The organism is Arthrobacter sp. Z1-9, assembly GCF_054792695.1.
On record NZ_CP096456.1, the window covers coordinates 2,811,487 to 2,834,995 of the forward strand.

20 protein-coding genes are annotated in these 23,509 nt (G+C 63.9%); 6 read left to right on the forward strand and 14 right to left on the reverse strand.

Annotation, left to right across the window (positions count from 1 at the left end):
• Positions 1-31: 31 nt before the first annotated feature.
• Entirely contained in the window at positions 32-1,168 is a 1,137-nt protein-coding gene (dapE, locus tag M1D93_RS12980) for a succinyl-diaminopimelate desuccinylase (RefSeq protein WP_461171929.1), read from the reverse strand.
• A gap of 50 nt (positions 1,169-1,218) precedes the next feature.
• Here dapE and dapD point away from each other — a divergent pair, with 50 nt between their 5' ends.
• Positions 1,219-2,259, forward strand: coding sequence for a 2,3,4,5-tetrahydropyridine-2,6-dicarboxylate N-succinyltransferase (dapD, locus tag M1D93_RS12985; protein WP_461171930.1), 1,041 nt, complete (start codon positions 1,219-1,221; stop codon positions 2,257-2,259).
• Positions 2,260-2,264: 5 nt separating this feature from the next.
• Positions 2,265-3,122, forward strand: coding sequence for a hypothetical protein (locus tag M1D93_RS12990; protein ID WP_461171931.1), 858 nt, complete (start codon positions 2,265-2,267; stop codon positions 3,120-3,122).
• 16 nt (positions 3,123-3,138) lie between these two features.
• On the opposite strand, the gene M1D93_RS12995 is transcribed toward M1D93_RS12990, so the two are convergent.
• Positions 3,139-3,750, reverse strand: a complete 612-nt coding sequence (locus tag M1D93_RS12995) for a hypothetical protein (protein ID WP_461171932.1) — start codon at positions 3,748-3,750, stop codon at positions 3,139-3,141.
• A gap of 98 nt (positions 3,751-3,848) precedes the next feature.
• Positions 3,849-4,457, reverse strand: coding sequence for a TetR/AcrR family transcriptional regulator (locus M1D93_RS13000; RefSeq protein WP_461171933.1), 609 nt, complete (start codon positions 4,455-4,457; stop codon positions 3,849-3,851).
• Between the two features lie 129 nt (positions 4,458-4,586).
• On the opposite strand from M1D93_RS13000, the gene galE reads away from it, so the two are divergent.
• Positions 4,587-5,600, forward strand: a complete 1,014-nt coding sequence (gene galE / locus M1D93_RS13005; protein WP_461171934.1) for a UDP-glucose 4-epimerase GalE — start codon at positions 4,587-4,589, stop codon at positions 5,598-5,600.
• Between the two features lie 164 nt (positions 5,601-5,764).
• Here the strand turns inward: galE and M1D93_RS13010 are convergent, their stop codons facing one another.
• From M1D93_RS13010 to fdxA, 3 genes are all read right to left on the reverse strand, one after another.
• Positions 5,765-7,051, reverse strand: coding sequence for a citrate synthase (locus M1D93_RS13010; RefSeq protein WP_461171935.1), 1,287 nt, complete (start codon positions 7,049-7,051; stop codon positions 5,765-5,767).
• Positions 7,052-7,279: 228 nt separating this feature from the next.
• Positions 7,280-8,428: a succinyldiaminopimelate transaminase gene (gene dapC / locus M1D93_RS13015; protein WP_461171936.1), complete on the reverse strand. Its 1,149-nt coding sequence runs from the start codon at positions 8,426-8,428 to the stop codon at positions 7,280-7,282.
• Positions 8,429-8,442: 14 nt separating this feature from the next.
• A complete protein-coding gene (gene fdxA / locus M1D93_RS13020) occupies positions 8,443-8,769 on the reverse strand; it encodes a ferredoxin (protein ID WP_050685972.1) in 327 nt (108 codons plus the stop codon).
• A 147-nt stretch (positions 8,770-8,916) separates the two neighbouring features.
• Between fdxA and M1D93_RS13025 the strand changes: the two genes are divergently transcribed.
• Entirely contained in the window at positions 8,917-9,171 is a 255-nt protein-coding gene (locus tag M1D93_RS13025; RefSeq protein WP_461171937.1) for a putative acetyltransferase, read from the forward strand.
• A gap of 146 nt (positions 9,172-9,317) precedes the next feature.
• On the opposite strand, the gene typA is transcribed toward M1D93_RS13025, so the two are convergent.
• Complete coding sequence (gene typA / locus M1D93_RS13030; protein WP_256248410.1) at positions 9,318-11,246, reverse strand: translational GTPase TypA; 1,929 nt, start codon at positions 11,244-11,246, stop codon at positions 9,318-9,320.
• A 271-nt stretch (positions 11,247-11,517) separates the two neighbouring features.
• On the opposite strand from typA, the gene M1D93_RS13035 reads away from it, so the two are divergent.
• Positions 11,518-12,390, forward strand: coding sequence for an SGNH/GDSL hydrolase family protein (locus tag M1D93_RS13035; protein ID WP_461171938.1), 873 nt, complete (start codon positions 11,518-11,520; stop codon positions 12,388-12,390).
• Between the two features lie 67 nt (positions 12,391-12,457).
• Here M1D93_RS13035 and M1D93_RS13040 read toward each other — a convergent pair whose 3' ends face one another.
• From M1D93_RS13040 to ychF, 7 genes are all read right to left on the reverse strand, one after another.
• On the reverse strand, positions 12,458-14,164 hold the full coding sequence (locus tag M1D93_RS13040) for a dipeptide ABC transporter ATP-binding protein (protein WP_461171939.1): 1,707 nt from the start codon (positions 14,162-14,164) through the stop codon (positions 12,458-12,460).
• A gap of 11 nt (positions 14,165-14,175) precedes the next feature.
• Positions 14,176-15,120: an ABC transporter permease gene (locus tag M1D93_RS13045; protein ID WP_461171940.1), complete on the reverse strand. Its 945-nt coding sequence runs from the start codon at positions 15,118-15,120 to the stop codon at positions 14,176-14,178.
• Complete coding sequence (locus M1D93_RS13050) at positions 15,110-16,039, reverse strand: ABC transporter permease (RefSeq protein ID WP_461171941.1); 930 nt, start codon at positions 16,037-16,039, stop codon at positions 15,110-15,112. The genes M1D93_RS13045 and M1D93_RS13050 overlap by 11 nt, the downstream gene beginning before the upstream one ends.
• Before the next feature lie 123 nt (positions 16,040-16,162).
• Positions 16,163-17,848 carry a peptide ABC transporter substrate-binding protein gene (locus tag M1D93_RS13055; protein ID WP_461171942.1) on the reverse strand — a complete coding sequence of 562 codons (1,686 nt, stop codon included), beginning with the start codon at positions 17,846-17,848 and terminating at the stop codon, positions 16,163-16,165.
• Between the two features lie 278 nt (positions 17,849-18,126).
• Positions 18,127-19,890 carry an ABC transporter family substrate-binding protein gene (locus M1D93_RS13060; RefSeq protein ID WP_461171943.1) on the reverse strand — a complete coding sequence of 588 codons (1,764 nt, stop codon included), beginning with the start codon at positions 19,888-19,890 and terminating at the stop codon, positions 18,127-18,129.
• Between the two features lie 340 nt (positions 19,891-20,230).
• Positions 20,231-20,884, reverse strand: coding sequence for an SDR family NAD(P)-dependent oxidoreductase (locus tag M1D93_RS13065; protein ID WP_461171944.1), 654 nt, complete (start codon positions 20,882-20,884; stop codon positions 20,231-20,233).
• Between the two features lie 160 nt (positions 20,885-21,044).
• Positions 21,045-22,130 carry a redox-regulated ATPase YchF gene (gene ychF / locus M1D93_RS13070; protein WP_163162110.1) on the reverse strand — a complete coding sequence of 362 codons (1,086 nt, stop codon included), beginning with the start codon at positions 22,128-22,130 and terminating at the stop codon, positions 21,045-21,047.
• A 101-nt stretch (positions 22,131-22,231) separates the two neighbouring features.
• On the opposite strand from ychF, the gene M1D93_RS13075 reads away from it, so the two are divergent.
• Positions 22,232-23,461, forward strand: a complete 1,230-nt coding sequence (locus M1D93_RS13075; RefSeq protein ID WP_461171945.1) for a DNA recombination protein RmuC — start codon at positions 22,232-22,234, stop codon at positions 23,459-23,461.
• Positions 23,462-23,509 lie beyond the last annotated feature (48 nt).

A 23,509-nucleotide genomic window follows, 5' to 3' on the forward strand; every position in this document is an offset into this window, starting at 1 on the left:
GACCTTTTGGTCCGGGCCACTGCCGTTTAAATCAGGCTGCCAACCAGTCCCGCAGCGCCTGCAGGCATTTGCGGATGGCGTCGGCGTGGACGTGCTCGTTGTCCTTATGGGCCAGCAGGGCATCACCCGGTCCGAAATTGACCGCGGGGATGCCCAGTTCACTGAAACGCGCGACGTCGGTCCAGCCGTATTTGGGCTTTGGCTCGGCTCCGACGGCGGCGACGAAGGAAGCGGCGGCAGGGTGCTGGAGCCCCGGCCGTGCACCGGCGGCAGCATCAGTGCGGACGACGTCGAAACCTTCCAGAAGTTCCCGCACCACGGCTTCGGCCTGGTCCGGGGTCTTGTCCGGCGCAAAACGGTAGTTGATCTCCACCACGCACCGGTCCGGAATGACATTGCCGGCAGTGCCGCCATTGATCTTCACCGCGTTGAGGCTCTCGCGGTATTCCAGCCCGTCAACGTTGATGGTGGCAGGTTGGTACGCGGCGAGCCGGGCCAGGATTGGTGCCGCTGCGTGGATTGCGTTGCTGCCCATCCAGGCACGGGCGGAGTGGGCTGCCTCGCCCACAGTTGTCGCCTCAAACCGGCTGGTGCCGTTGCAACCGCCCTCCACCGTGCCGTCGGTTGGTTCCAGCAGGATGGCGAAATCACCGTCGAGCAGGTGGCCGTGGTTGCGCACCAGCCGGCCCAGGCCGCTCTTCACGGCCTCTACTTCCTCGTGGTCGTAGAGAACAAAGGTGACGTCCCGCTTGGGTGCGGCCCCGCCGTCGAACATGGTGGCCGCAAGAGCCAGCTGCACCGCGACGCCGCCCTTCATATCGGTGGCACCGCGGCCATACAGCACGCCTTCCCCGGCGACACCGGACTCCCAGCTGGAAGGAACCGTACCCCTGGACCCTTCAGCTAGGGGCAGCGGAACAGTGTCCAGATGGCCTGCCAGGATGACACGTTCGGCGTTGCCCAGCTCCGTGCGGGCAATGATCGAGTCGCCGTCGCGGACAACGTGCAGTTCCGGAAGGGCCAGCAGGGCCGCTTCGACGGCGTCGGCCAGTTCCGTTTCATTGCCGGAGACGCTGTTGATGTCCATGATCGCGGCGGTCAGGAGCGCAACGTCCTGGCGGAGGTCAAGGCGAAGGGTGGAATAGTCCGGAGCGGTTTCGGCAGTCACGAAGCCAGTCTAGTTCGGAGCAGGTCCCCGCCCGTCGATAGACTGGGGCCATGACTGAGACTGCTTCCTCCGCTGTGCCCGAAACCCAGACTGCCCCCACTGAAGAACGCTCCGCCTACGGCTTTGGCGTGGCCACCATTGCGTCCGCGAAAGGCACCGACACAGGTGATGCCACCGTCCTTGACGTCTGGTTCCCGGCACCCTCGCTGGGCGTCGCTGCCGAACACCTGCGGGCAGTGGAAAATGCGGACGAGGCACTTACCCGGATTGCAGAGGCCGGCACGGACGAGGACCGTGGCACCGAGCAGAAGGTGGTTTTTGTCCAGATCAACCTCGATGAGGCCCCGGCTGATACGGCGGACGCCTACCTGCGCCTGCACCTGCTCTCGCACCGGCTGGTCCGCCCGAACACCATCAACCTCGACGGCATTTTCGGCAAACTGCCGAATGTGGTGTGGACCAACTTCGGGCCCGCCGCCGTGGAGGGCTTCGAATTGACGCGTGCCCGCCTGCGCCGGCGCGGAGCCGTCACAGTGTACGGCGTCGACAAGTTCCCCCGCATGGTGGACTACGTGGTCCCCACGGGTGTAAGGATCGCCGACGCCGACCGTGTGCGCCTGGGCGCCCACCTCGCCGAAGGCACCACGGTCATGCACGAAGGCTTCGTCAATTTCAACGCCGGCACCCTGGGCACCTCCATGGTGGAGGGCCGGATTTCCGCCGGCGTCGTGACCGGTGACGGCAGCGACGTCGGCGGCGGAGCGTCCATCATGGGCACGCTGTCCGGCGGCGGCAAAGAGAAGATCACCATCGGTGAGCGCGTCCTCCTCGGCGCGAACTCGGGCGTGGGCATCAGCATCGGGGACGATTCGGTGGTGGAAGCCGGCCTCTACGTCACGGCAGGAACCCGGGTGCGGGTACCCGGTCCCAAGGACGAGGTGGGCGAAGACACCACAAAGATCGTTAAGGCCGCAGAACTCTCCGGCGTGCCCAACCTGCTGTTCCGCCGCAACTCCACCAACGGCGCGGTGGAGGTCCTCCCCCGCGCGGGCCAGACCGTTGAACTGAACGACGCCCTGCACGCCAACTGATCCCTATGGCACGAAGCCGGGGCCTGCGCCGCCTCCTGGTACTGCTGCTCGCCCTCGCACTGGTGATCGGCGGCGTCTATGCGGCGGTGTTTTTTGTGCAGCGTTCCGAAACCCTTGTTTCGGAACGCTGCACAGCCGTCGTAGGCGGAGGAACGGCAGAACTGGCACCCGACCAGGCCGTGTACGCATCGCTGATTACCGCCGTCGCCGTCCAGCGGGGACTCCCGCCGCGGGCCGCGAGCATAGCGCTGGCCACCGCAATGCAGGAGTCCAAGCTTCGGAACATCGCTCACGGAGACAAGGCCGGCCCCGATTCACGGGGACTGTTCCAGCAACGTCCCTCGCAGGGCTGGGGCAGCGAGGCGCAGGTGATGGACCCGTACTACGCAGCCAACGCCTTTTACGACGCGCTGGTCAAGATCCCGGGCTATGAGTCGATGGAGATCACGGAAGCGGCGCAGCGGGTGCAGCGGTCCGCTTTCCCTACCGCGTATGCCCAGCATGAGCAGATGGGCCGCTTTTTTGCTTCCGGGCTATCGGGCCAGACACCCGAAGCCGTTCAATGCACCCTTCGTTCAGCAGCTGCTGCCGGCGACCCCAGTGCCGTTTCGGCGGAACTGTCCCAGGCCTACGGGCCGCTGGAAACGGCTGTGGAAGGCCAAACGCTGGTGGTGGAAGCCGATGGCAGCCAGGCCTGGTCGGTGGCCCAGTGGGCGGTGGCGAACGCCAAGGGTTATGAGGTGACGCAAGTACAGGTGGCTGGACGCACGTGGGACCGTGCGGAGCGGAACGGCTGGCAGGAATCATCAGCCTCTGACAGCCAGGTCCGGATCACTGTGTCACCGGCCAGCGTCGAAGGCTGAGCTCCTGCCGGCTTGCCTACGCCAGGATTTCGACCACGGGCTGGACGTAGCTGCGGAACAGCTCGGGCTGGCCCATCAGCTCGTGGCTCATGATGATTTTGTCCGGCTCCAGGTACCAGGCCCGCTGCTCATTCAGCGGCAGCTCGATGATGGTCAGCTTGAAGTCGCGGGCGTCCCGCCCCACCTCCAACAGCCTGTCATCCACCATGTCCTCCAGCAGCTGGTCTGCACCGATGGCAGCGCGCTCTGCTTCCAGCTCGGCGTATTCGCTCCTGCGCTCCCGGGCCCAGGTGAGGGCAGAGCCGAAGTGGGCCTGAAGTACGCGCTGCAGGGCGGGTGAATTGGCAAAGGCCTCAAAATTGGGCGGAGACAGTTCGGGCGACGTCTGGGGATGGGCTTTCAGTAGCTGCGTCCACCAGGCCTCCCACTCCGTCTTAAGCACGCCCAGGCCACCAACATCGGCAGTAAGATGGGTATGGTCGGCAGGGCGGATTTTGGGAGCGGCATGCGACAGGGCCGGATGGCCGGCGCCGTCCAGTCCGGCAGCATCGCGGACATACAGGGCAATCATCATCGGTCCGGACGTGTCGGTGGTGATCTGCCACCCTGAACCGCCTGTTTGGTGCATCCGTAATCCTTCCCTGGCACGCTTTACCGGACCTGTTGATCCGGTTTCACGCCCCCGGTTATCAGTCTATTCCCCCATGTTCCGGACGTTAACGGTAGTCAGGCGGCCAGCCCTTCAAGATGCCGCTCAAGGACATCCAGGCACATACGGGCCGGCATCCAGGCCGGCTGGAGCAGGGCATGCATACACAGCCCGTCAAGGGTCGCCAGGAGCCGTTCGGCCTCCACCACCAGCGTTTCCTCAGATGCACCATCGGGCAGCAGGGCGGTGATGACGCGTCCCATCAACGCCGCGACTTCCCGGTGGCTGCGGTCCGCCTCCGCTGCAAGGAACGGCCTGATCCTGGCGGCGTTCCGAAAGGCCATCCAGACGCATGCCTCCACCGCCCGCTGTTCATCCAGCGGCAGCAGTTCGCCCAGGAGTGTTAAAACAGCCGCGCGGTGTTCCCGGCTTGTGGGCGGGTTCTCCTCAAGGGCAGGCAGTGCTTCAACCAGCCGGCTGACGATACGGTTGATGACGGTGGCGAAGGAGTGAGTGAGGAGTTCCTCGCTTCCCGCAAAGTAGTGCCGTACGGAGCCGACGGCGAGGCCAGCCTCACCTGCCACTTCCCGGAGCGACGCCTTCTCCAGCCCGTCCACTGCGACGATCCGCCAGACCGCTTCGACGACGTCCTGGCGCCGGGCTTCGGCATCCACAATTTTAGGCACTCCATTTTTTAGCACGTCTGTGCTCAAAAAAATACCCGGCCCGCCGCTGGCACCGAAAACGCCCGTCATGCTGCCCGTCATCCGGGACACACCCGCGGCGGTACGCCGAGTTGGGATAGCGTTGGAGGCATGAAAATACTGGTCACAGGGGGCACCGGCTACATCGGTTCCCACACTGTTTTGTCCCTGCAGGAAGCCGGCCATGACGTGGTGGTCATCGACAACCTCGTCAACTCCAGCGAAGAGTCGCTTCGCCGGGTTGCGGAACTCACCGGCAAGACCGCAGAGTTCCACAACGTTGACCTCGTGGACGAAGCCGCCGTGGAGAAGGTGTTTGCCGGCAACGCCATCGAGGCCGTGATCCACTTTGCCGGGCTGAAAGCCGTGGGCGAGTCAGTGCGGGAGCCTCTGAAGTACTACTACAACAACCTGGTGGGGACCCTGAACCTCATCCGGGTCATGGACCGGCACAACGTCCGCTCCGTCGTCTTCAGCTCCTCAGCCACGGTCTACGGCGAACACAACCCCATCCCCTACGTGGAAAAGATGGAAATCGGTGCCAACAACCCCTACGGCCGCACCAAGGAACAGATCGAGGACATCCTCTCCGACCTTGGCTCCGCGGACAGCCGCTGGCATATAGCCCTGCTGCGCTACTTCAACCCCGTCGGGGCACACCCCTCGGGCCGGATCGGCGAGGACCCCCAGGGCATCCCGAACAACCTGGTGCCTTTCATCGCCCAGGTGGCCGTGGGCCGCCGCGAAAAGCTCATGGTGTTCGGCGGCGACTACGACACCCCGGACGGCACGTGCCTGCGCGACTACATCCACGTCGTCGACCTCGCCGAAGGCCACGTGGCCGCCCTGGACCATGTTGCGGACCGCGCCGGCGTTTTCCGCTGGAACCTCGGTTCCGGCAAGGGCTCCTCGGTGCTGGAGGTCCTGCGCTCCTTCGAGAAGGCAGTGGGCAAGCCCATCCCTCACGAGATCACGGGCCGCCGGGCGGGTGACCTGCCGGCCTTTTGGGCTGACGCGACCTCCGCCCTGGCTGACCTCAGCTGGTCCACCACCAAAACGGTGGATGAGATGTGCGAGGACCACTGGCGCTGGCAGAAAAACAACCCCCAGGGCTACAACTCCTAAGGCAACGAAACGGCCGCCCACCTCCAGGAGGTGGGCGGCCGTTTCGTTGTTGTGGGGCCACGCCGGCGAGGGCCCCGAACCGTCCGCTTCGGCGAGGGACCCGACCCGAGCTTGCGAGGGTCGGGAGCCGGAGTGACCTTGCGAGGTTTGGGAGCCGGTGGGGATCAGCGGGCCGGGTAGTCCCGCTCCGGCTCGCCGATGTAGAGCTGCCGTGGGCGGCCGATTTTGGTGTTCGGGTCGCTGATCATTTCACGCCACTGGGCAATCCAGCCGGGGAGGCGGCCGATGGCGAAGAGGACGGTGAACATCTTCTCGGGGAAACCCATGGCCTTGTAGATGAGGCCGGTGTAGAAGTCCACGTTCGGGTAGAGCTTGCGCTGGATGAAGTAGTCATCGTTCAGCGCCTTCTCTTCCAGGCGCAGGGCGATGTCCAGCAGTTCGTCGTTGCCGCCGAGCTTGGTGAGGATCTCGTGTGCGGTGGCCTTGACGATCTTGGCGCGCGGATCGTAGTTCTTGTAGACGCGGTGCCCGAAGCCCATGAGGCGGACGCCGTCTTCCTTGTTCTTGACCTTCTCCATGTAGTCCTCGGGCTTGGTGCCCTCGGCCTGGATCTGGCGGAGCATCTTCAGCACTGCCTCGTTGGCGCCGCCGTGGGCAGGCCCGAACAGCGCGTTGATGCCTGCCGAGACGGACGCGAACAGGTTGGCGTTGGAGGAGCCCACCAGGCGCACCGTTGAGGTGGAGCAGTTCTGCTCGTGGTCCGCGTGCAGGATGAGCAGCAGGTCCAGGGCCTTGGCGACCACCGGGTCCACTTCATACTGCTCGGCCGGAAGCCCGAAGCTGAGCCGGAGGAAGTTTTCCACAAGGTTGTGGGAGTTGTCCGGGTACAGCATGGGCTGGCCAATGGACTTCTTGTGGGCGTAGGCCGCGATGACCGGGAGCTTGGCCATCAGGCGGATGGTGGATACTTCCACCTGTTCGGCGTTGAACGGGTCCAGCGAGTCCTGGTAGAACGTGGACAGCGCGGAAACGGCCGAGGACAGGACGGGCATGGGGTGCGCGTCGCGGGGGAATCCGCCGAAGAAGCCCTTGAGCTCCTCGTGCAGCAGCGTGTGCCGGCGGATCTTCTGGTCGAATTCGTCCAGTTCGGTGGGCGTGGGCAGGTTGCCGTAGATCAGCAGGTAGGACACCTCAAGGAAGCTGGAGTGCTGTGCCAGCTGCTCGATGGGGTATCCGCGGTAGCGCAGGATGCCCGCATCGCCGTCGATGTAGGTGATAGCCGAAGTTGTGGCTGCTGTGTTCATGAAGCCGGGGTCAAAGGTGACTGCGCCCGTCTGCTTCAGCAGTTTGGAAACGTCGTAGCCCTCGTTTCCTTCAACAACCTGGATGCGCGGCAGCTGGAGCTCGCCTCCTGCGTGGTGCAGGGTCGCAGCATTGTTGGTCTCAGTCATGGAGTCCCCTTCATGAGGCGCCTGGGCCTCTGTCGAAAGCTTGATCCAACATCAGGTGAGCCGCGCACGAAGCCTGAATGGACAGGTTCCAACACCCGGGCTGCCTTCTTGTAGAAAGCCACCATTGATAGTCACTTAAAAAGCTACCGCTCCTTGGCGGGTGCCACTAATCCGCGACGTTCCAAAATGGCCTAAAACGCGCCGGATGTGGTGCGAGTCACAGCATTGTTACGGTGCGGCGGCCAGCCGGGCGACGGCGGCGTCGATCCGTTCGTCGGTTCCCGTGAGGGCGACCCGGACGTACCCGTTGCCTGCCTCCCCGTAGAAGACGCCCGGGCCCACCACGATGCCGCGTTCCGCCAGCCGCGCCACCGTGTCCCAGGTCCCCTCCCCCGCCGTGGACCACAGGTACAGGCCGGCGTCGGATTCCTTGATCTCCAGCCCGAAGTCCAGCAGCGCCGGAACCAGCCGTTCGCGGCGTCCCCGGTAAAGGTCCTTCTGCGTCTCCACGTGCGCGTCATCGCCCAGTGCCACCCGCATGGCCTCCTGCACCGGATAGGGCACGATCATGCCAGCGTGCTTGCGGCTGTTCACCAGGTTGGCCATCAGGTCCGGATCACCGGCCACAAACGCTGCCCGGTAGCCTGCAACGTTGGATTGCTTGCTCAGCGAGTACACCGCAAGCAGGCCCTGGTGGGATCCGCCCGCAACCCGGGGGTCAAGGATGCTCGGAACTGCCTGGCCGCCGCGTTGGACGTCCCAGTCGCCCCAGCCAAGTTCTGCGTAGCATTCGTCCGAGGCCACCACGGCACCCAGGTCCCGGGCCTGGGCCACAAGTCCCCGCAAGGATTCAATGCCGCGGACGCTGCCGGTCGGGTTGCCCGGTGAATTAACCCAGATCAGCCGGACGCGGGAGCGGGTGGCGTCGTCGAGCTCGTCCAGGTCGTCAGTTGCAACGGACGTAACGCCGGCGAGGGTGGCGCCGATATCGTACGTGGGGTAGGCAACCTTGGGGCGAACGACGACGTCGTCCGGCTTGAGTCCCAGCAGCAGGGGCAGCCACGCCACCAGTTCCTTGGAGCCTACCGTCGGCATGATGTTGCGGGGATCAAGACCGGCCACTCCGCGGCGGCGTTCGAACCATCCTGCAATGGCTTCCCGGAGCGCGGGCGTGCCGTGGACGGTGGGGTACCCGGGGGCGTCCGCGGCGGCCTTCAAGGCCTCCTGGATGAGGGCGGGAGTGGGATCCACCGGAGTGCCGATGGAGAGGTTGACCGCCCCGTCCGGATGCGCGGAAGCCTTGGCGAGATACGGCGCCATGGCCTCCCACGGGTAGTCGGGCAGGTCAAGGCCGAACGTATTCACTGCTGCGGTCACCGATCCTGCCTGCGTCAGTGGTCTTGGTTCTGCGGCGGCAGCGCGGCGATCATGGGGTGGTCCTTGCCGGTGTTGCCGACCTTGGCGGCACCCCCCGGTGAACCGAGGTCATCGAAGAACTCAACATTGGCCTTGTAGTAGTCGGCCCACTCATCCGGGGTGTCGTCCTCGTAGTAGATGGCCTCAACGGGGCAGACGGGCTCGCATGCCCCGCAGTCGACGCATTCGTCCGGATGGATGTACAGCGAACGCTCACCTTCGTAGATGCAGTCGACGGGGCATTCTTCGATACATGCCTTGTCCTTGACATCTACACACGGCTGCGCGATTACGTACGTCACGTCCCTGGCCTCTCCACGTTGGTTCCGGCGACCCGCCGGTTTTTGCATCCGGCAACTCTCGCCGGACCCTGACATCTGAGCCTATTATCTCCCGGCCTGTTCCCGCGAACCTAGCCGGTGGCCTTGTGTGAAGCCCTTTAGTATGAAGTGGTGAACCTGCCTGCCCCCACACCTGCCGGATTTCTTGCCGCTGCCGCGCCCGGTACCCGTGTGGTTGTGCGCTACCGCATCGATGGCGGCTTCACCGATGCGTTGGGGCACTTGGTGATGTGCGACGCCGGTGCCTGCACCGTCCGCACGCGGCAGGCCGACGTCGTCATCCCCCTGGAGCGTGTTGTCGCTGCCAAGGAAGTCCCGCCGGCACCCGAGCCGCGGGGCCCGCGCCGGCAAGCCGCACCATAAGGGCGTCCCACTGCGCAGGCCTGTACGCGATTGGTAAGCCCCTCCAGCTGCCGCGCCCACCAGCGGGCAAAGAAAAAGCCGGGACGACGGCGGCAAAATGCCGCCTGCCGTCCCGGCAGTTTCATTGGCCCTCAGGGCCGTTGCTGCTAGACCTTTGCGCGGGCGCGGTTGGCCTTGGCGCGCTCATTGGTGTCCAGGATCACCTTGCGGATGCGGATGGACTCCGGGGTCACCTCGACACATTCGTCTTCGCGGGCGAATTCGAGGCACTCTTCGAGCGTGAGGTCGCGCGGGGGCGTCAGGTTCTCGAAGGTGTCGGAGGAGGCCGCACGCATGTTGGTGAGCTTCTTTTCCTTGGTGATGTTCACGTCCATGTCGTCGGCGCGGGAGTTCTCGCCGACAATCATGCCCTCGTAAACCTCAGAGGTGGGCTTCACGAAGAAGGAACCGCGCTCCTGCAGGTTGATCATGGCGAACGGCGTTACAACACCGGCACGGTCGGCGACCATGGAACCGTTGGTGCGGTACTCGATGGGGCCGGCCCAGGGCTCGTAGCCCTCGGAGATGGAGGCTGCGATGCCGGCACCGCGGGTGTCCGTGAGGAACTTGGTGCGGAAGCCGATCAGGCCACGGGCGGGAACGATGAATTCCATCCGGCACCAGCCGGTGCCGTGGTTGGCCATGTTGGTCATGCGGCCCTTGCGGGCTGCCATGAGCTGGGTGACGGCACCGAGGTACTCTTCCGGCACGTCGATGGTCATGTGCTCCATGGGCTCGTGGATCTTGCCGTCGATGGTCTTGGTGACAACCTGCGGCTTGCCCACGGTCAGCTCAAAGCCTTCGCGGCGCATCTGCTCAACGAGGATGGCCAGGGCCAGCTCGCCACGTCCCTGTACTTCCCACGCGTCGGGACGCTCGGTGGGGAGAACCTTGATGGAGACGTTACCGATCAGTTCCTTGTCCAGGCGGTCCTTCACCTGGCGGGCCGTAACCTTGGCGCCCTTGACCTTGCCCGCCAGCGGCGAGGTGTTGATACCGATGGTCATGGAGATCGCGGGATCATCCACGGTGATCAGCGGCAGCGGCTGCGGGTTCTCAGCGTCGGTCAGGGTCTCACCGATCGTGATGTCCTCAATACCGGCGACGGCGACGATCTCACCGGGACCGGCGGATTCGGCGGGGACGCGGTCCAGGGCCTTGGTGGCCAGCAGTTCGGTGATCTTGACGTTCTTGAGCTCACCGTTGGCGCGCGCCCAGGCAACGGTCTGGCCCTTGCGCAGGGTGCCGTTGTAGATGCGCAGCAGTGCCAGGCGGCCCAGGAACGGCGAGGCGTCCAGGTTGGTGACGTGCGCCTGCAGCACACCCTCCGGGTTGTACGTGGGAGCCGGGATGTGCTCAATGATGGTCTTGAAGAGCGGCTCGAGGTCCTCGTTTTCCGGGGCAGTGCCATCGGCGGGCTGCTCCAGGGACGCGCGGCCGACCTTGGCCGCAGCGTAGACAACGGGAACTTCGAGGATCTTGTCCAGGTCCAGATCCGGAACTTCATCGGCCAGGTCAGAGGCCAGGCCCAGGAGGAGGTCCATGGACTCGTGAACGACTTCCTCGATGCGGGCATCGGGACGGTCGGTCTTGTTGACCAGCAGGATGACGGGCAGGTGGGCGGCCAGGGCCTTGCGCAGCACGAAGCGGGTCTGCGGCAGCGGACCTTCGGAAGCGTCAACGAGGAGGACGACCCCGTCAACCATGGACAGGCCGCGCTCCACCTCGCCACCGAAGTCGGCGTGGCCGGGGGTGTCGATCACGTTGATGGTGATGGTCTGGCCGTTGGAGGACGGACCATTGTAGGCCACCGTGGTGTTCTTGGCCAGGATGGTGATGCCCTTTTCGCGCTCAAGGTCACCGGAGTCCATCACGCGGTCTTCGAGGTGGTTGTGCTCGGCAAAGGAGTTGGTCTGCTTGAGCATGGCATCGACCAGGGTGGTCTTGCCGTGGTCAACGTGGGCCACAATCGCGACGTTGCGGAGGTCACTGCGTGATGCAGTGGCTACCGCGGTGTTGGTGGTGGTTTCAGACATGCGTAATGGCTCGATTCAGTGGTGAAAGTCAGCTGTTGTATCGCGACATTTCCAACTGGAACGCACGACGGATCAGGCCCTTAGCACAGGGCGCCTTCCCCAAGTCTAGCTGCTGTGCCATTTATTGGCCTAAATTTTTCCGGCGGCGTGCGGGTCCCAGGGCACCCAGGCCTTACGCCGCACCGGAAAATTGTGGGCAATATCACTGGCCATACAGGGAGGCATGCCACATGATTGCTCTGACAGACCATGCCAGCCCGAAAGATACCAGATGCGCAAAGCCTCGCCTGCGTTGGCCCGGACCCGTTCTGCCGCGTCCCACGGCATCGCGGTGATTGCCTTATCTGGTGTCCTGGCCCTCGCCGGTTGCGGCCTGTCCGGGCAGGCCCTTGGAGATCCTCCCCCGCCCGCCGCGGCCGCAGGTCCCCACGGAGTACCCGGCGGGCAGTTGCGTGCCGGTTTCCCCGTCCTGAATCCCGCCAATGGGCGGCTCGAGGCCGTTGTCCCCGATATCAGCAGAACCGTCCTGTTAATCGGCGATTCGCAGTCCGAACCGGCTGACGGCTGGCCGCGCCGGGGCTTGGCGGCTGCGGGGTACAAGGTGTACTTCTGCGGGCGGGGCGGCACCGGCTTTGTCTCCTCGAAGGGCGCAACCGGCAACTACATCGATGCCCTGCTGCACGGGGACTGGCTGCTCCCGTCCGGCACGCCCGCCCTGATCGTCATTCAGGGCGGCGGCAATGACGCCGCCGGCGGAGCAAGTGACAGCCGGATTGCCGCCAACGCCGCACGCCTGATCGCGGAGCTGCAGGGGCGGTACCCGGGCACACGCATGGCGATGATCGGAACGCTCGCCCGGGGGGAAGATCACGGCGGCGGCCGGAGAAGTGAAGTCGATGCGTTGCTGGGATCCGTGGCGGCTGCCCATGGCCTGGCCTTCGTGTCCGTGGGTGACTGGCTCACCAGATACGGCCTGGCCGAGGACCTTTCGGACGCAGTGCACATGAATCCCCGCGGCCACCAAAGGCTGGGAGTGCTTTTGGAGGGCCGCCTCCGGGAACTGGGCTTGGAGCGAAAGCCGACAGCGGACCAGCCGCCGTTTCTCGCTGCAGGCACGGGGGAAGCCGGTCCGGTCCAGGACTGAAACGACAAAAGGCCGGAGCCGGAGCCCAAAGGCCCCGGCTCCAGCCGATTGTCGTTGATGCAGCCGCTTACGCCACTTCCGGCGGAAGCATCAGCTTGGCGCCAGGGATGGCGTTAAGCAGTGCCTTGGTGTACTCCTGCTGCGGCGAGTCGAAGACGTCGTCCGTGGAGCCGGTTTCCACCAGCCGCCCCTTTTCCATCACGCAGACGTGGTCGGCGATCTGCCGCACCACAGCAAGGTCGTGGGTAATGAAGAGGTAGGTCAGCCCCAGGTTGGACTGAAGGTCTGCCAGCAGATTCAGCACCTGGGCCTGGACCAGCACGTCCAGGGCGGACACGGCTTCGTCACAGATGATGACTTCAGGATCCAGGGCAAGTGCACGCGCAATGGCGACACGCTGCCGCTGCCCGCCGGAGAGCTCATTCGGGTACCGCTGCATGGTGGACTGCGGCAGCGCCACCTGGTCCAGCAGTTCACGGACCTTCTTCTCCCGGCTGGCCTTGTTCCCGATCTTGTGGACGCGCAACGGCTCCTCGATGGTGCGGAAGATGTTGTACATCGGGTCCAGGGAGCCGTAGGGATCCTGGAAGATGGGCTGGACGCGGCGCCGGAACTTGAACAGCTCCGAGGGCTTCAGCAGCGAGGTGTCCAGGCCGTCGAAGAGGATCTTGCCGTCGGTGGGTTTCTCCAGCTGGAGCACCATCTTGGCCACGGTGGACTTGCCGGAGCCCGACTCCCCCACGATCGCCGTCGTGGTTCCCCGTTTAACGTCGAAGCTCACGCCGTCCACGGCTGCGAAGTCCGTGGTCTTGCCCAGCCCCTGCCGGAGCTTGTATACCTTCCGCAGGTCCTGGATCTGCAGGACGTTGTCCGCTGCTGCCGGCTCGGCTGCCGGGGCGAGCAGGTCCGCTGCCTCCACACCCTGCTCCTTGGCAGCCTGGATCCTTCGGCTGGCCAGGGACGGTGCGGACTCCACGAGCCTCTTTGTGTACGGGTGCTGCGGGTTTTGCAACAGTTCCAGGGAAGGTCCTGACTCCACCACCCGGCCCTGATACATGACCACCACCTTGTCGGCCCGTTCGGCTGCCAGCCCCAGGTCGTGGGTGATGAGCAGCACCGAGGTGCCCAGTTCGGTGGTCATCGTGTCCAGGTGGTCCAGGATCTGCCGCTGCACCGTGACATCGAGGGCGGAGGTGGGCTCGTCCGCGATCAGCAACCGGGGCTGGCAGGAGAGCCCGATGGCGATCAGGGCGCGCTGGCGCATGCCACCGGAGAACTCGTGCGGGTACTGGTTGGCGCGCCGGTAGGCGTCCGGGAGCCCGGCCTCGGAGAGTACCTTGGCAACGTCATCCGGACCGCTGGGCTGGCCGTTGGCGCGGAGCGTTTCACGGACCTGGTAGCCGATTTTCCATACCGGGTTCAGGTTGGACATCGGGTCCTGCGGCACCATGCCGATGGTGTTGCCGCGAAGCTCGATCATGCGCTTTTCGGATGCATGCGCAATGTCTTCGCCGTCCAGCAGGATCTGGCCGCCGGAAACACGGCCGTTGGAGGTAAGCAGGCCAATTGCAGCCAGCGCCGTAGTGGACTTGCCGGAGCCGGACTCCCCCACAATCGCCACGGTTTCACCGGGCATGATGGTCAGGTGTGCATCACGGACCGCCTGGACTTCACCGCCGCTGGTCTTGAAGGTGATGGCGAGGTCGCGGATCTCCAGCAGCGGCTTGGTGGCCGTGGTGTCAGCCTCCGCGATTCGTATTTCTGGAGTTGTCATCTCTTTGTCTCTCATCGCTGGCGGCTCTTCGGATCAAGGGCGTCACGTACCGCATCGCCCAGCATGATGAAGCTCAGCACCGTGATGGACAGTGCCGCGGCCGGGAACAGCATAATTTCCGGCCTGGTTCGGATGGATGCCTGCGCCCCGGCGATGTCATTGCCCCAGGACATAATGCTCTGCGGCAGGCCGATGCCCAGGAAGGACAGCGTTGCCTCCGCGACGATGAAGACGCCGAGCTCCAGGGTGGCCAGGACGATGATCGGAGCGAGAGCGTTCGGCAGCACATGCCGCACCAGCGCGCCGAACCTGGAAACGCCCAGCGCGCGGGCGGCTGTAACGAAGTCCGAATTGCGCACTTCAATAACGGCACCCCTGGTGATGCGGGCCATCTGCGGCCAGGCCAGCAGCGAGATCACAAAGACTACTGTCCACACGCTCTTGTTCTCGCGGAACAGAGGCAACTGGGTGATGACCAGCGCGCCGAGGATCAGCGGCAGGGCGAAGAAGATGTCGCCCAGCCGGGCCAGTACGGCGTCGATCCAGCCGCCGTAGTAGCCGGCGAGGGCACCGAGGGTCACGCCGATGACCAGGACGCACAGCACTGACAGAATGCCAACGGACAGGGAGGCCTGGGTACCGTGGATAACGCGGGAGTAGATGTCGCAGCCCTGGAAGGTGAAGCCGAAGGGGTGTCCGGCCGTGGGACCGCCCTCGGAATTGGCGAGTTCACAGCCTTCGTTGGGTGCAACGGAGGTGAACAGGCCCGGGAACAGCGCAACCACCGTGAGGGCCAGGATGAGCAGCGCCGAAATGATGAACAGTGGACGACGGCGGAGCTTGCGCCAGGCGTCCGACCACAGGCTGAGTGGTGCCTGGTCAGTCTTGACGGCGTCCGTTGCCAACAACGGGGTTTCGTCGATGGGCGCCACGTAGTGGCTGTTATTACTGGTCATAGCGGATCCTCGGGTCAAGCCAGGCATACAGGAGATCAACAAGCAGGTTGGCTACCACGAACACCAGCACCAGGACGCTGACGATGGAGACGATAGTGGGTCCCTCTGTGCGGAGGACTGCCTGGTAAAGCTTGTTGCCGACGCCCGGAACGTTGAAGATGCCTTCGGTGACAATGGCGCCGCCCATCAAGCCGCCCAGGTTGGCACCAAGGTAGGTCACCACGGGGATCAGCGAGTTGCGCAGGATGTGGGCCAGAACCACCCGCGGCCGGGAGAGTCCCTTGGCGGTGGCGGTCCGGACGTAGTCCGCGTTCATGTTTTCGCTGACCGAGGTGCGGGTCAGGCGGAGCACATAGGCGAAGGACACCAGGCCCAGGACCACAGCCGGAAGCAACAAGGAGCCCCAGTCTGCGTTGGCACCTACAGTGGGCTTCGCCCAGCCCAACTGCACGCCGAAGACGAGCTGGAACACAAAGCCGAGGACAAAGGTGGGAACCGCGATCACCACCAAGGACGCCACGAGGACAGTGGAGTCGAACCAGCCGCCGCGGCGGAGGCCGGCGAAAACGCCGAACGCAACGCCGAAAATGGCTTGGATGGCCAACGCTTCAACAGCGAGCATTGCCGTAACAGGGAAGACCCTGCCCAGAGTGGCTGCAATAGGCTGCCCGGTGAAGTCATTGCCCAGGTTGAAGGTGAAGAGGTTTTTCAGGAACAGGCCGTACTGGACCCAGAAAGGCTCATCGAGGTGGTACTGGCTGCGCAGCGTGTCGATAACGGCCTGCGGAGGCTGGCGGTCGCCGAAGAGCGCCGCGATGGGGTCCCCGGGAAGGGCGAACACCATGTAATAAACAAGGAGGGTTGTGCCGAGGAAAACAGGGATCACTTGCAGGAGTCGGCGCAGAATAAAGCGGACCACCGGATCACCAGCCTTCCTGGTGGGAAGAGTACAGGTTCATTGGTGCCTTCCTGCCGTGCAAGCCAATGGGGGCCCGGCCGTGACCGGACCCCCAATGCGCCTGGCGGCAAGTTAGATCTGGGACTACTTGGCAGTGATGTTGTAGTAGAGGATGCTGCCGTTCCAGCCGGTCTCGGCCTTCACAACGTTATTGCTCCACACAATCGGCTTCGCGTAATCCCAGAGCGGCAGGCCCGGAAGGTCCTGGAACAGGATTTCCTGCGCCTGGTTGAACTTGGCGTTCGCCTCTTCCGTATTCTTGGCTGCGAGGCCTTCCTGCAGCAGCTTGTCGAACTCAGGGTTGGAGTACTTCTCGTAGTTCGAGGAAGCGTTCGTGGCCCAAACCGGTCCCAGGAAGTTGTAGAGCGACGGGTAGTCACCCTGCCAGCCGGCGCGGGTCAGGCCAGGCAGCTGCTGGGACTTGCGCAGGTTCAGGACCTCGGCGAACTTGGCGAACGGCTGTATTTCAGCCTGGATACCGAGGTTGTTCTTGAAACCGTTCGCCACCGCGTCAATCCATTCCTTGTGGCCACCGTCGGTGTTGGAGGCAATCTGGAGCGGCTTGGAATTGTCGTACGGCTGGATCTTTTCAGCCTGTGCCCACAGGTCTTTGGCCTTCGCGGGGTCGAACTTAAGGACTTCGCTGCCCTTGAGGCCTTCTTTGAAGCCATCAATGACCGGCGGAGCGAAGGCCTTAGCGGGGGTACGGGTTCCGCTGAAGACCACCTTGGTAATCTCCTCGCGGTTGATCGCGTAGGAGAGGGCCTGGCGGCGCAGCTTGCCGGCTTCACCCTGGAAGTTCGGGTTGTACGGCGGGATGTTCAAGGTCCCGTTTGTCGCCACAGGCTGGGAGGCGTTGCGGTCCGGGAAATCTGTGACGTACGTCTTGGTAGCATTCGACGGCAGCACATCGGTGATGTCCAGGTTATCGGCCTGCAGGTCGGTGTAGGCCGGTGCAGGATCGGTGTAGAACTTGAACGTCACACCACCGTTTTTAGCTGCGCGAGGTCCGTTGTAGTCGGGGTTCTTTACCAGCGCAATGGACTGGTCGTGGACCCAGGCTCCCTCTTTCTCGAACTTGTACGGGCCGTTGCCCACCGGGTTCTCGCCGAAGGTTTTCGGGTCTGCAATTGCGGCAGAGGGCAAGGGGTAGAACGCTGAGTAGCCAAGGCGGAGCGACCAGTCAGCCTCGGGCTGCGCAAGTTTTACTGTGAGGGTGGAATCATCCGTGGCAACCAGGCCGGACATGGTTTCGGCGGTCGGCGCCGGAGTGGTGGTGGTTTTGCCGTCGGCCGACTTTTCGGTTGTCACTGCCGACACCTCCTCGTACCCTGCTATGGATTCGAAGAAGAAGCCGTTGTTCTGCAGGTTCTTGGAGTTCGCGGCGAAGTTCCAGGAATCGACGAAGGTCTTGGCAGTGATCGCTTCACCGTTCGTGAACTTCTGGCCCTGCTTGATCTTGATGGTCCAGTTCTGGGCATCGGAGGATTCAATGGACTCGGCAAGGGCATTGACCGGCTTGCCATCGGCGTCGTAACTGCGAAGACCTTCGAAGAGCAATTCGACAACGCGGCCACCATTCGTTTCGTTGGTGTTCGCGGGCAAGAGTGGGTTCTGGGGTTCACTGTTGTAAGCAGTGATGACCTTGTTCGGGTCGCCGGCAGACTGGCTGGCACCGTCATTGCTGCCGCCTCCAGCGCCGCAGCCGGTCAGGGCGAGTGCGGCGATTGCCACGATGCCCAGTGCTTTGGAAGTGCGCGCAAAACGCATTCCGCCTCCTATGAGTTGTGGGAGATAACGAGGGGAATTTGGTGCTTCCCCGCAGGCGAGACGCAGCTTTCCGCTGTGACGCAACCTACATATACGAGTAGCCTAACCGCATGAAGTCCAGATGCTGGTACTCCGTTGCCAAACCGTGACCGGCTTAAACTGAACGCCTAGTCGGTCAACGGAAGTTGTGCAAGTCACATGCTACTCGCCGGTAGGCATTAGGGCGAATTGGAAATGTGAACCGTGCCACGGCGCGTGCGGCAGGGCAAAAAAGGGGCTTAGGCCAGCCGCCAGTCCCAGACGTTCCACCAGACGCCCAAGGGGCCCGGGCTCGGTTTTACGCCCGTTATCCGGGCACTAAAAGCTGTTGTGCCCACAGTCTGGTACAGCGGGAGGCCGTAGGCGTTCTCCCATACCTGCTTATCAATCTCCGCCAGGAGCTCGTCCTGTTTGGCCAGGTCAGTGGTCCCGGCGAGTTCCTCCATGACTTTGTCGGCGTCCCGGTCGGAAAATCCGTTGAAGTTGCTGCCGGCGCCGGTGCGGAAGATCTGGGGGACGCGGCTGACTCCCACTCCGTTGCCGATCCAGCCGAGCAGCGCTGCGTCGTACCCGCCGCCGCCCAGGGCCCGGGCCCAGTCGGCGTTGCCTTGTCCGGCGTCGACAACCTGGAAGCCGGCCCGGGCTGCCGAGTCCCGGATCAGGGCGAATGCCTCGGTGCGGTTGGGGTTGTCACGGTTGTAGAGGACCCGAACGGTGGGGGTTTCTCCCTCCAGGAGCGCCTTGGCCCCGTCGATGTCCACCTCGGCATAATCCGCGGACCCGTTGTTCTTGGCGGTGTCGTCATACTTTGGCTGCCCCGGCAGGAACACATGCGAGTCGAGGGGTTTTGCATCGGGCAGCAGGTCCCCGACGACGGCGTCGACAATGGCTTGCCGCGGAACTGTCTTGAGGAAAGCCTCCCGGACGTCATCCCGTGCGAAGGGGCCGGAAAAGTTCAGGTCCAGGTGGTCATACCCGGACTGGTTGTAACGCTCGACGGTGTTGCCCTGTTCAACCAAGCCAGTGAACAGATCATCGGTGCCGGCAGAGGGCTGGGGTGAGATGATGTCCGCCTGACCGTTCCGGAGGGCATCCACAGCTGCCGGCATCGACCCGCTGAACCGGATGTTGATCTCATCGAGCCACGGTTCCTGGCCCCAAATGTAGTCGCGGTTGCGCACCAGCCTCATGGAAACCTCGGGGACGATGTCCCGGACGATATACGGTCCGCTGGAAAGATACAGCGAGGGATCATCAGGAAGACCCTTGGCGTCGAATCCGGAATTCCAGAAGTCGCTGACCTGTTTGAGCGCAGTGTTGACCGCGGGATCTTCGACATCACCGCGGGGTGAGTCCTTGATCAGGTCGATGAGGTCTTCCTCATCGTTCAGGCCGCTTTTCGCGGCCACCACGTGGGCCGGCAGGCCGACGTCGAACGCCACTTCCCAGTCGGCGTAGGCCGCTGCGTACTCGAGGGTGATGGATCGCCCGTCCGCGCCGACCTCGGGAAGGACTGTTCCGGCCAGGCCGCTGGTATCGGCGGCGGTGGAGAAATACTTCGTGCCGGTGCCGGCCAGGGGATCGGCGTCGTCGAAGTAGCCGGAGCCGGCAGCCCAGCTCAACAGGAGGTCACCCGCGTCGATCGCTTCACCGTCAGACCACGTGACGCCCTCGTTGACGGTGTACCTCACCTTGAGCGGCTCGTCGGACACCTTTTCGAAGCGTCCGAACTTCTCGTTGCGCACCACGGTGGACGAGTCATCGAGGTAGTAAAAACCCGAGTGGGTGATGTGCCCGACCTTCGAGTTGATGTCCGTGTTGCCGTCAGTGCTGTACGGGTTGAAGGACGAGAACGCGTTGACCTCGGCAACCGTGGCGCTGCCGCCTCGCTTGGCCTCCCCCACCACCACGGGGGCCGGACTTCCGCTCCCGGAGCAGCCCGAAAGCACCAGGGCAGCCGCTAGTGCCGTGGTGATGACCTGCATCAGACGCCTGACGGGCATGCCGCCTCCTTGTTTTCCTTCTGCGGGAGGGGCTCCTGGAACTGCCAGGATCACGCCCTGTACTCAGGATAAGGCGTCCGACGGCGCGATCGTCGACGCCGTTCGCACCAGCCGTGTTGCCTCCTGCCAGCGCGGAGCAGTGCTTCAGCACGACGGCGGTGCTCACGATACCGTCTACTCGAGCACTGTGGCTGATGCCCACAGGCCATGCAAATGGACGCCTGACGCTCCAAGTCGTTTCCGACTCGAGCAAAATGGCTTCGACGCACCGCCGTCAGCAAAGAACCCGCTTCGGGGTCCATTAGCTTCTTTGGCGCTCAGTTGAAGGACGCGGCCGAGCTTAGAAGGCGGTGCTGGGCAGATCCTTTTCGCCGTCGACGATCGCGGTGATAATTCGCGCTGCAACCAGGTCTGGATCCAGCTCCGCGCCGAATTGCGGCGCTGACCCGGCGATCGGATGGTCGGACAGTGCGGTGCCAGTGTGACCGGGGCGGGCGTCCACGATTCGGATACCGGCGCGGCGATACTCGCGCGCCGCTGCGACAACGAAGGCCGCGAGCCCAGCCTTCGACGCCGAGTACGCCGCCAGACCGGCGACAGGTGCCTCGGCGACAACGCCGCTCAGTGTGACAACAAAGGGCTCCCGGCCCTCACGTGCCGAGGCCGCGAGGTAGGGCTGGCTCTGGGTAATGAGCTGGATCGGACTGGTCGTGTTCACAGCGAAGAGTTCGTCCACGGTGGCGGGTTCAAGGTCTGATGCGGCGCCGAAGGCAACAACCCCGGACGCAACCACTAGCCCGTCGAGGCGTCCGTACCGCGCATTCGTCTCATCCAGCACCTCCTGGATCACGGAGGGTGCGCGCAGATCGTGCCCAGCAGACTTTGACGACCGGGCGACGGTGGCGCCGTTACTCTCCAGCTGAGCGGCGATGCGCGAACCGAGTCCACCGGTGGCGCCGACTACCAGAACAACCGCACCCTGAAGAGTCGTCATGGGTAGATCCTAGGTCACGTGCTGCAGGTCGCCCAGCGCGGGTTTCCTGAGGCTGGACGGATTACATTATCGGCACATAGAACCCACGGATGCTCCCATCGCATAAACAGAGACGGGCCCATCTGCGGAAGCAGATAGGCCCGTCCAAAAATTCTGTGGGCTAGACGTTGAAGCGGAACTCCACCACGTCGCCGTCGGCCATGACATATTCCTTGCCTTCGATCCTGACCTTACCCCGGGACTTGGCCTCGGCCATGGACCCGGCTTCGACGAGGTCATTGAAGGAAACCACCTCAGCTTTGATGAAGCCGCGCTGGAAGTCAGAGTGGATTACCCCTGCTGCCTGCGGTGCAGTATCCCCCTGGCGGATGGTCCAGGCACGGGTTTCCTTGGGGCCTGCCGTGAGGTAGGTCTGCAGGCCCAGCGTGTGGAAGCCGACGCGCGCCAGCTGGTCCAGTCCGGATTCGTCCTGGCCGTTCATTTCCAGCATTTCGCGGGCTTCTTCCTCGTCGAGTTCCACGAGGTCGGCTTCGAGCTTGGCGTCGAGGAAAACGGCGTCCGCCGGGGCAACCATGGCCCGCAGTTCCTCCTGCTTTTCGGGACTGCCCAGGATGGCTTCGTCGGCGTTGAAGACGTAGATGAACGGCTTTGCCGTCAGGAGGCCGAGCTCCTTGAGGTGTTCCATTTCCAGCTTGTCGCTCTTGATGGAAGAGAAGATGGTATCGCCGCGCTCCAGAACCACTTGGGCTGCCTTGATGGCGGCAAGCTCCGCAGCTTCCCGCTTCTTGATCTTGACTTCCTTTTCGATCCGCGGGATGGCGTTCTCGATGGTTTGCAGGTCGGCCAGGATGAGCTCGGTGTTGATGGTTTCCATGTCGGAGCGCGGGTCCACTTTGCCATCGACGTGGATCACATCGGGGTCATCGAACACGCGCACCACCTGGGCAATAGCCTCGGCCTCGCGGATGTTGGCCAGGAACTTGTTGCCCAGGCCTTCACCTTCGGACGCGCCCTTGACGATCCCGGCGATGTCCACGAAGGACACCGGCGCCGGCAGGAGGCGCTGCGAACCGAAGATCTCAGCCAGCTTCTGAAGGCGGGGGTCGGGCAGGTTCACGACGCCGACGTTGGGCTCGATGGTGGCGAACGGGTAGTTCGCCGCCAGCACCTGGTTGCGGGTCAGTGCGTTGAAAAGGGTTGATTTGCCGACGTTGGGCAGTCCGACGATGCCAATAGTAAGAGCCACGAGCATTGATTCTACCCGCAGCAGGGCGCGAAGGGGTTCCGGGGCGGTGGGCGGAAATGTCGCTTCCGGGAAATGTCACAGCCCCGTGCAACAGTGAGCACATGGATGCTTTTGCGCTGATACTGGCTTTGTTCATGCTGTTGCTGGGGGCCCTTGCGGGTGCCGCAGCCACCTACTTTGTGCTGCGGAAAAACAGCCGGGCGGTGGAAGAGGACTTCGACGCCGTGTCGTCGCGGCTTTCGGAGGTGAGCGCACAGTTTGCCGCGGCCGACGCCGAACGCCGCCTTTTGGCTGCACAGAACCGGGAGCTGGGGGAATCACGGTCCCAGGACGGCAGTGTGCTCCGTGCACTGGCGCCCGTGGCCGAGAAACTGACCGCAGTGCAGCAGCAGGTGGCGCTTTTGGAGCGGGACAGGCTGGAACAGTACGGCCAGCTGGCCCAGCAACTGCAGGAAGCCCGGCTTTCGGACGAGCAGCTGATCCGGTCCACCCACGCACTGGAGTCCGCCCTGCGTTCCAACAGCGCGCGCGGGCAGTGGGGAGAGGTCCAGTTGCGGCGCGTTGTGGAGGCCTCCGGGATGCTCCGGCACGTGGACTTCATCGAACAGGTCCACAGCGCCGGCGGCGAGTCGTCCGTCCGCCCGGACCTCGTGGTCCAACTGCCCGGCGAGAAGCAGCTGGTAGTTGACGCAAAGGTCCCCCTGTCGGCCTACTTGGAGGCGCAGGAGCTCGGCGCGTCCACGGATTCCCGTACATTCCAGCCCGGGCTGGAACCGGGTACGGACCGCCGCTCGCAGCAGGCGCTCCTGGCTGCCCACGCAAAGGCGCTGCGGGCCCATGTGGATGCACTCAGCAACAAAAAATACTGGGACATCCCTGGCAACTCTCCGGAGCTGGTGATCTGCTTCATCCCGGCCGAGTCAATCCTGGCCGCGGCACTCATGGCTGATGCTGAACTCCTTGACCATGCGCTCTCCCGGAACGTGGTCCTGGCGTCGCCCAGCACGCTGCTGGCTGTGCTGAAGTCCGTAGCTTTCACCTGGCGCCAGGACGTCCTGACGGACAGCGCCCGCGAACTGTTTGACCTCGCGAGGCAGCTGTACGACCGGATGGGGACCCTGGGCGACAATGTCAGCAAACTCGGGTCTTCGCTGAAGTCGTCCGTGGACCGCTACAACTCCATGGTGGGGACGCTGGAAGCGCGTGTCCTTCCCACTGCCAGGAAGTTGAACACGCTGGAGGAGTCGGGCCTGGTCACTCCTGCGGTTGTGGAGGTCACACCGCGCGCGCTGGCCGCCCCCGAACTCCAAAGCGAGGACGAGGCCGCCTGAGGGCAGCCTGCCGGTTAGGGGCTGCCGGACATGGAATCCGGATAAGAA

What these genes read in the sequence shown, in the direction of transcription:
- dapD (WP_461171930.1), top strand. Translation starts at nt 1,219, where the DNA reads ATGACTGAGACTGCTTCCTCCGCTGTGCCCGAAACCCAGACTGCCCCC.
- M1D93_RS12990 (WP_461171931.1), top strand. Translation starts at nt 2,265, where the DNA reads ATGGCACGAAGCCGGGGCCTGCGCCGCCTCCTGGTACTGCTGCTCGCC.
- M1D93_RS12995 (WP_461171932.1), bottom strand. Translation starts at nt 3,750, where the DNA reads ATGCACCAAACAGGCGGTTCAGGGTGGCAGATCACCACCGACACGTCC.
- galE (WP_461171934.1), top strand. Translation starts at nt 4,587, where the DNA reads ATGAAAATACTGGTCACAGGGGGCACCGGCTACATCGGTTCCCACACT.
- M1D93_RS13010 (WP_461171935.1), bottom strand. Translation starts at nt 7,051, where the DNA reads ATGACTGAGACCAACAATGCTGCGACCCTGCACCACGCAGGAGGCGAG.
- typA (WP_256248410.1), bottom strand. Translation starts at nt 11,246, where the DNA reads ATGTCTGAAACCACCACCAACACCGCGGTAGCCACTGCATCACGCAGT.
- M1D93_RS13035 (WP_461171938.1), top strand. Translation starts at nt 11,518, where the DNA reads ATGCGCAAAGCCTCGCCTGCGTTGGCCCGGACCCGTTCTGCCGCGTCC.
- M1D93_RS13040 (WP_461171939.1), bottom strand. Translation starts at nt 14,164, where the DNA reads ATGACAACTCCAGAAATACGAATCGCGGAGGCTGACACCACGGCCACC.
- M1D93_RS13045 (WP_461171940.1), bottom strand. Translation starts at nt 15,120, where the DNA reads ATGACCAGTAATAACAGCCACTACGTGGCGCCCATCGACGAAACCCCG.
- M1D93_RS13055 (WP_461171942.1), bottom strand. Translation starts at nt 17,848, where the DNA reads ATGCGTTTTGCGCGCACTTCCAAAGCACTGGGCATCGTGGCAATCGCC.
- M1D93_RS13060 (WP_461171943.1), bottom strand. Translation starts at nt 19,890, where the DNA reads ATGCCCGTCAGGCGTCTGATGCAGGTCATCACCACGGCACTAGCGGCT.
- M1D93_RS13065 (WP_461171944.1), bottom strand. Translation starts at nt 20,884, where the DNA reads ATGACGACTCTTCAGGGTGCGGTTGTTCTGGTAGTCGGCGCCACCGGT.
- M1D93_RS13075 (WP_461171945.1), top strand. Translation starts at nt 22,232, where the DNA reads ATGGATGCTTTTGCGCTGATACTGGCTTTGTTCATGCTGTTGCTGGGG.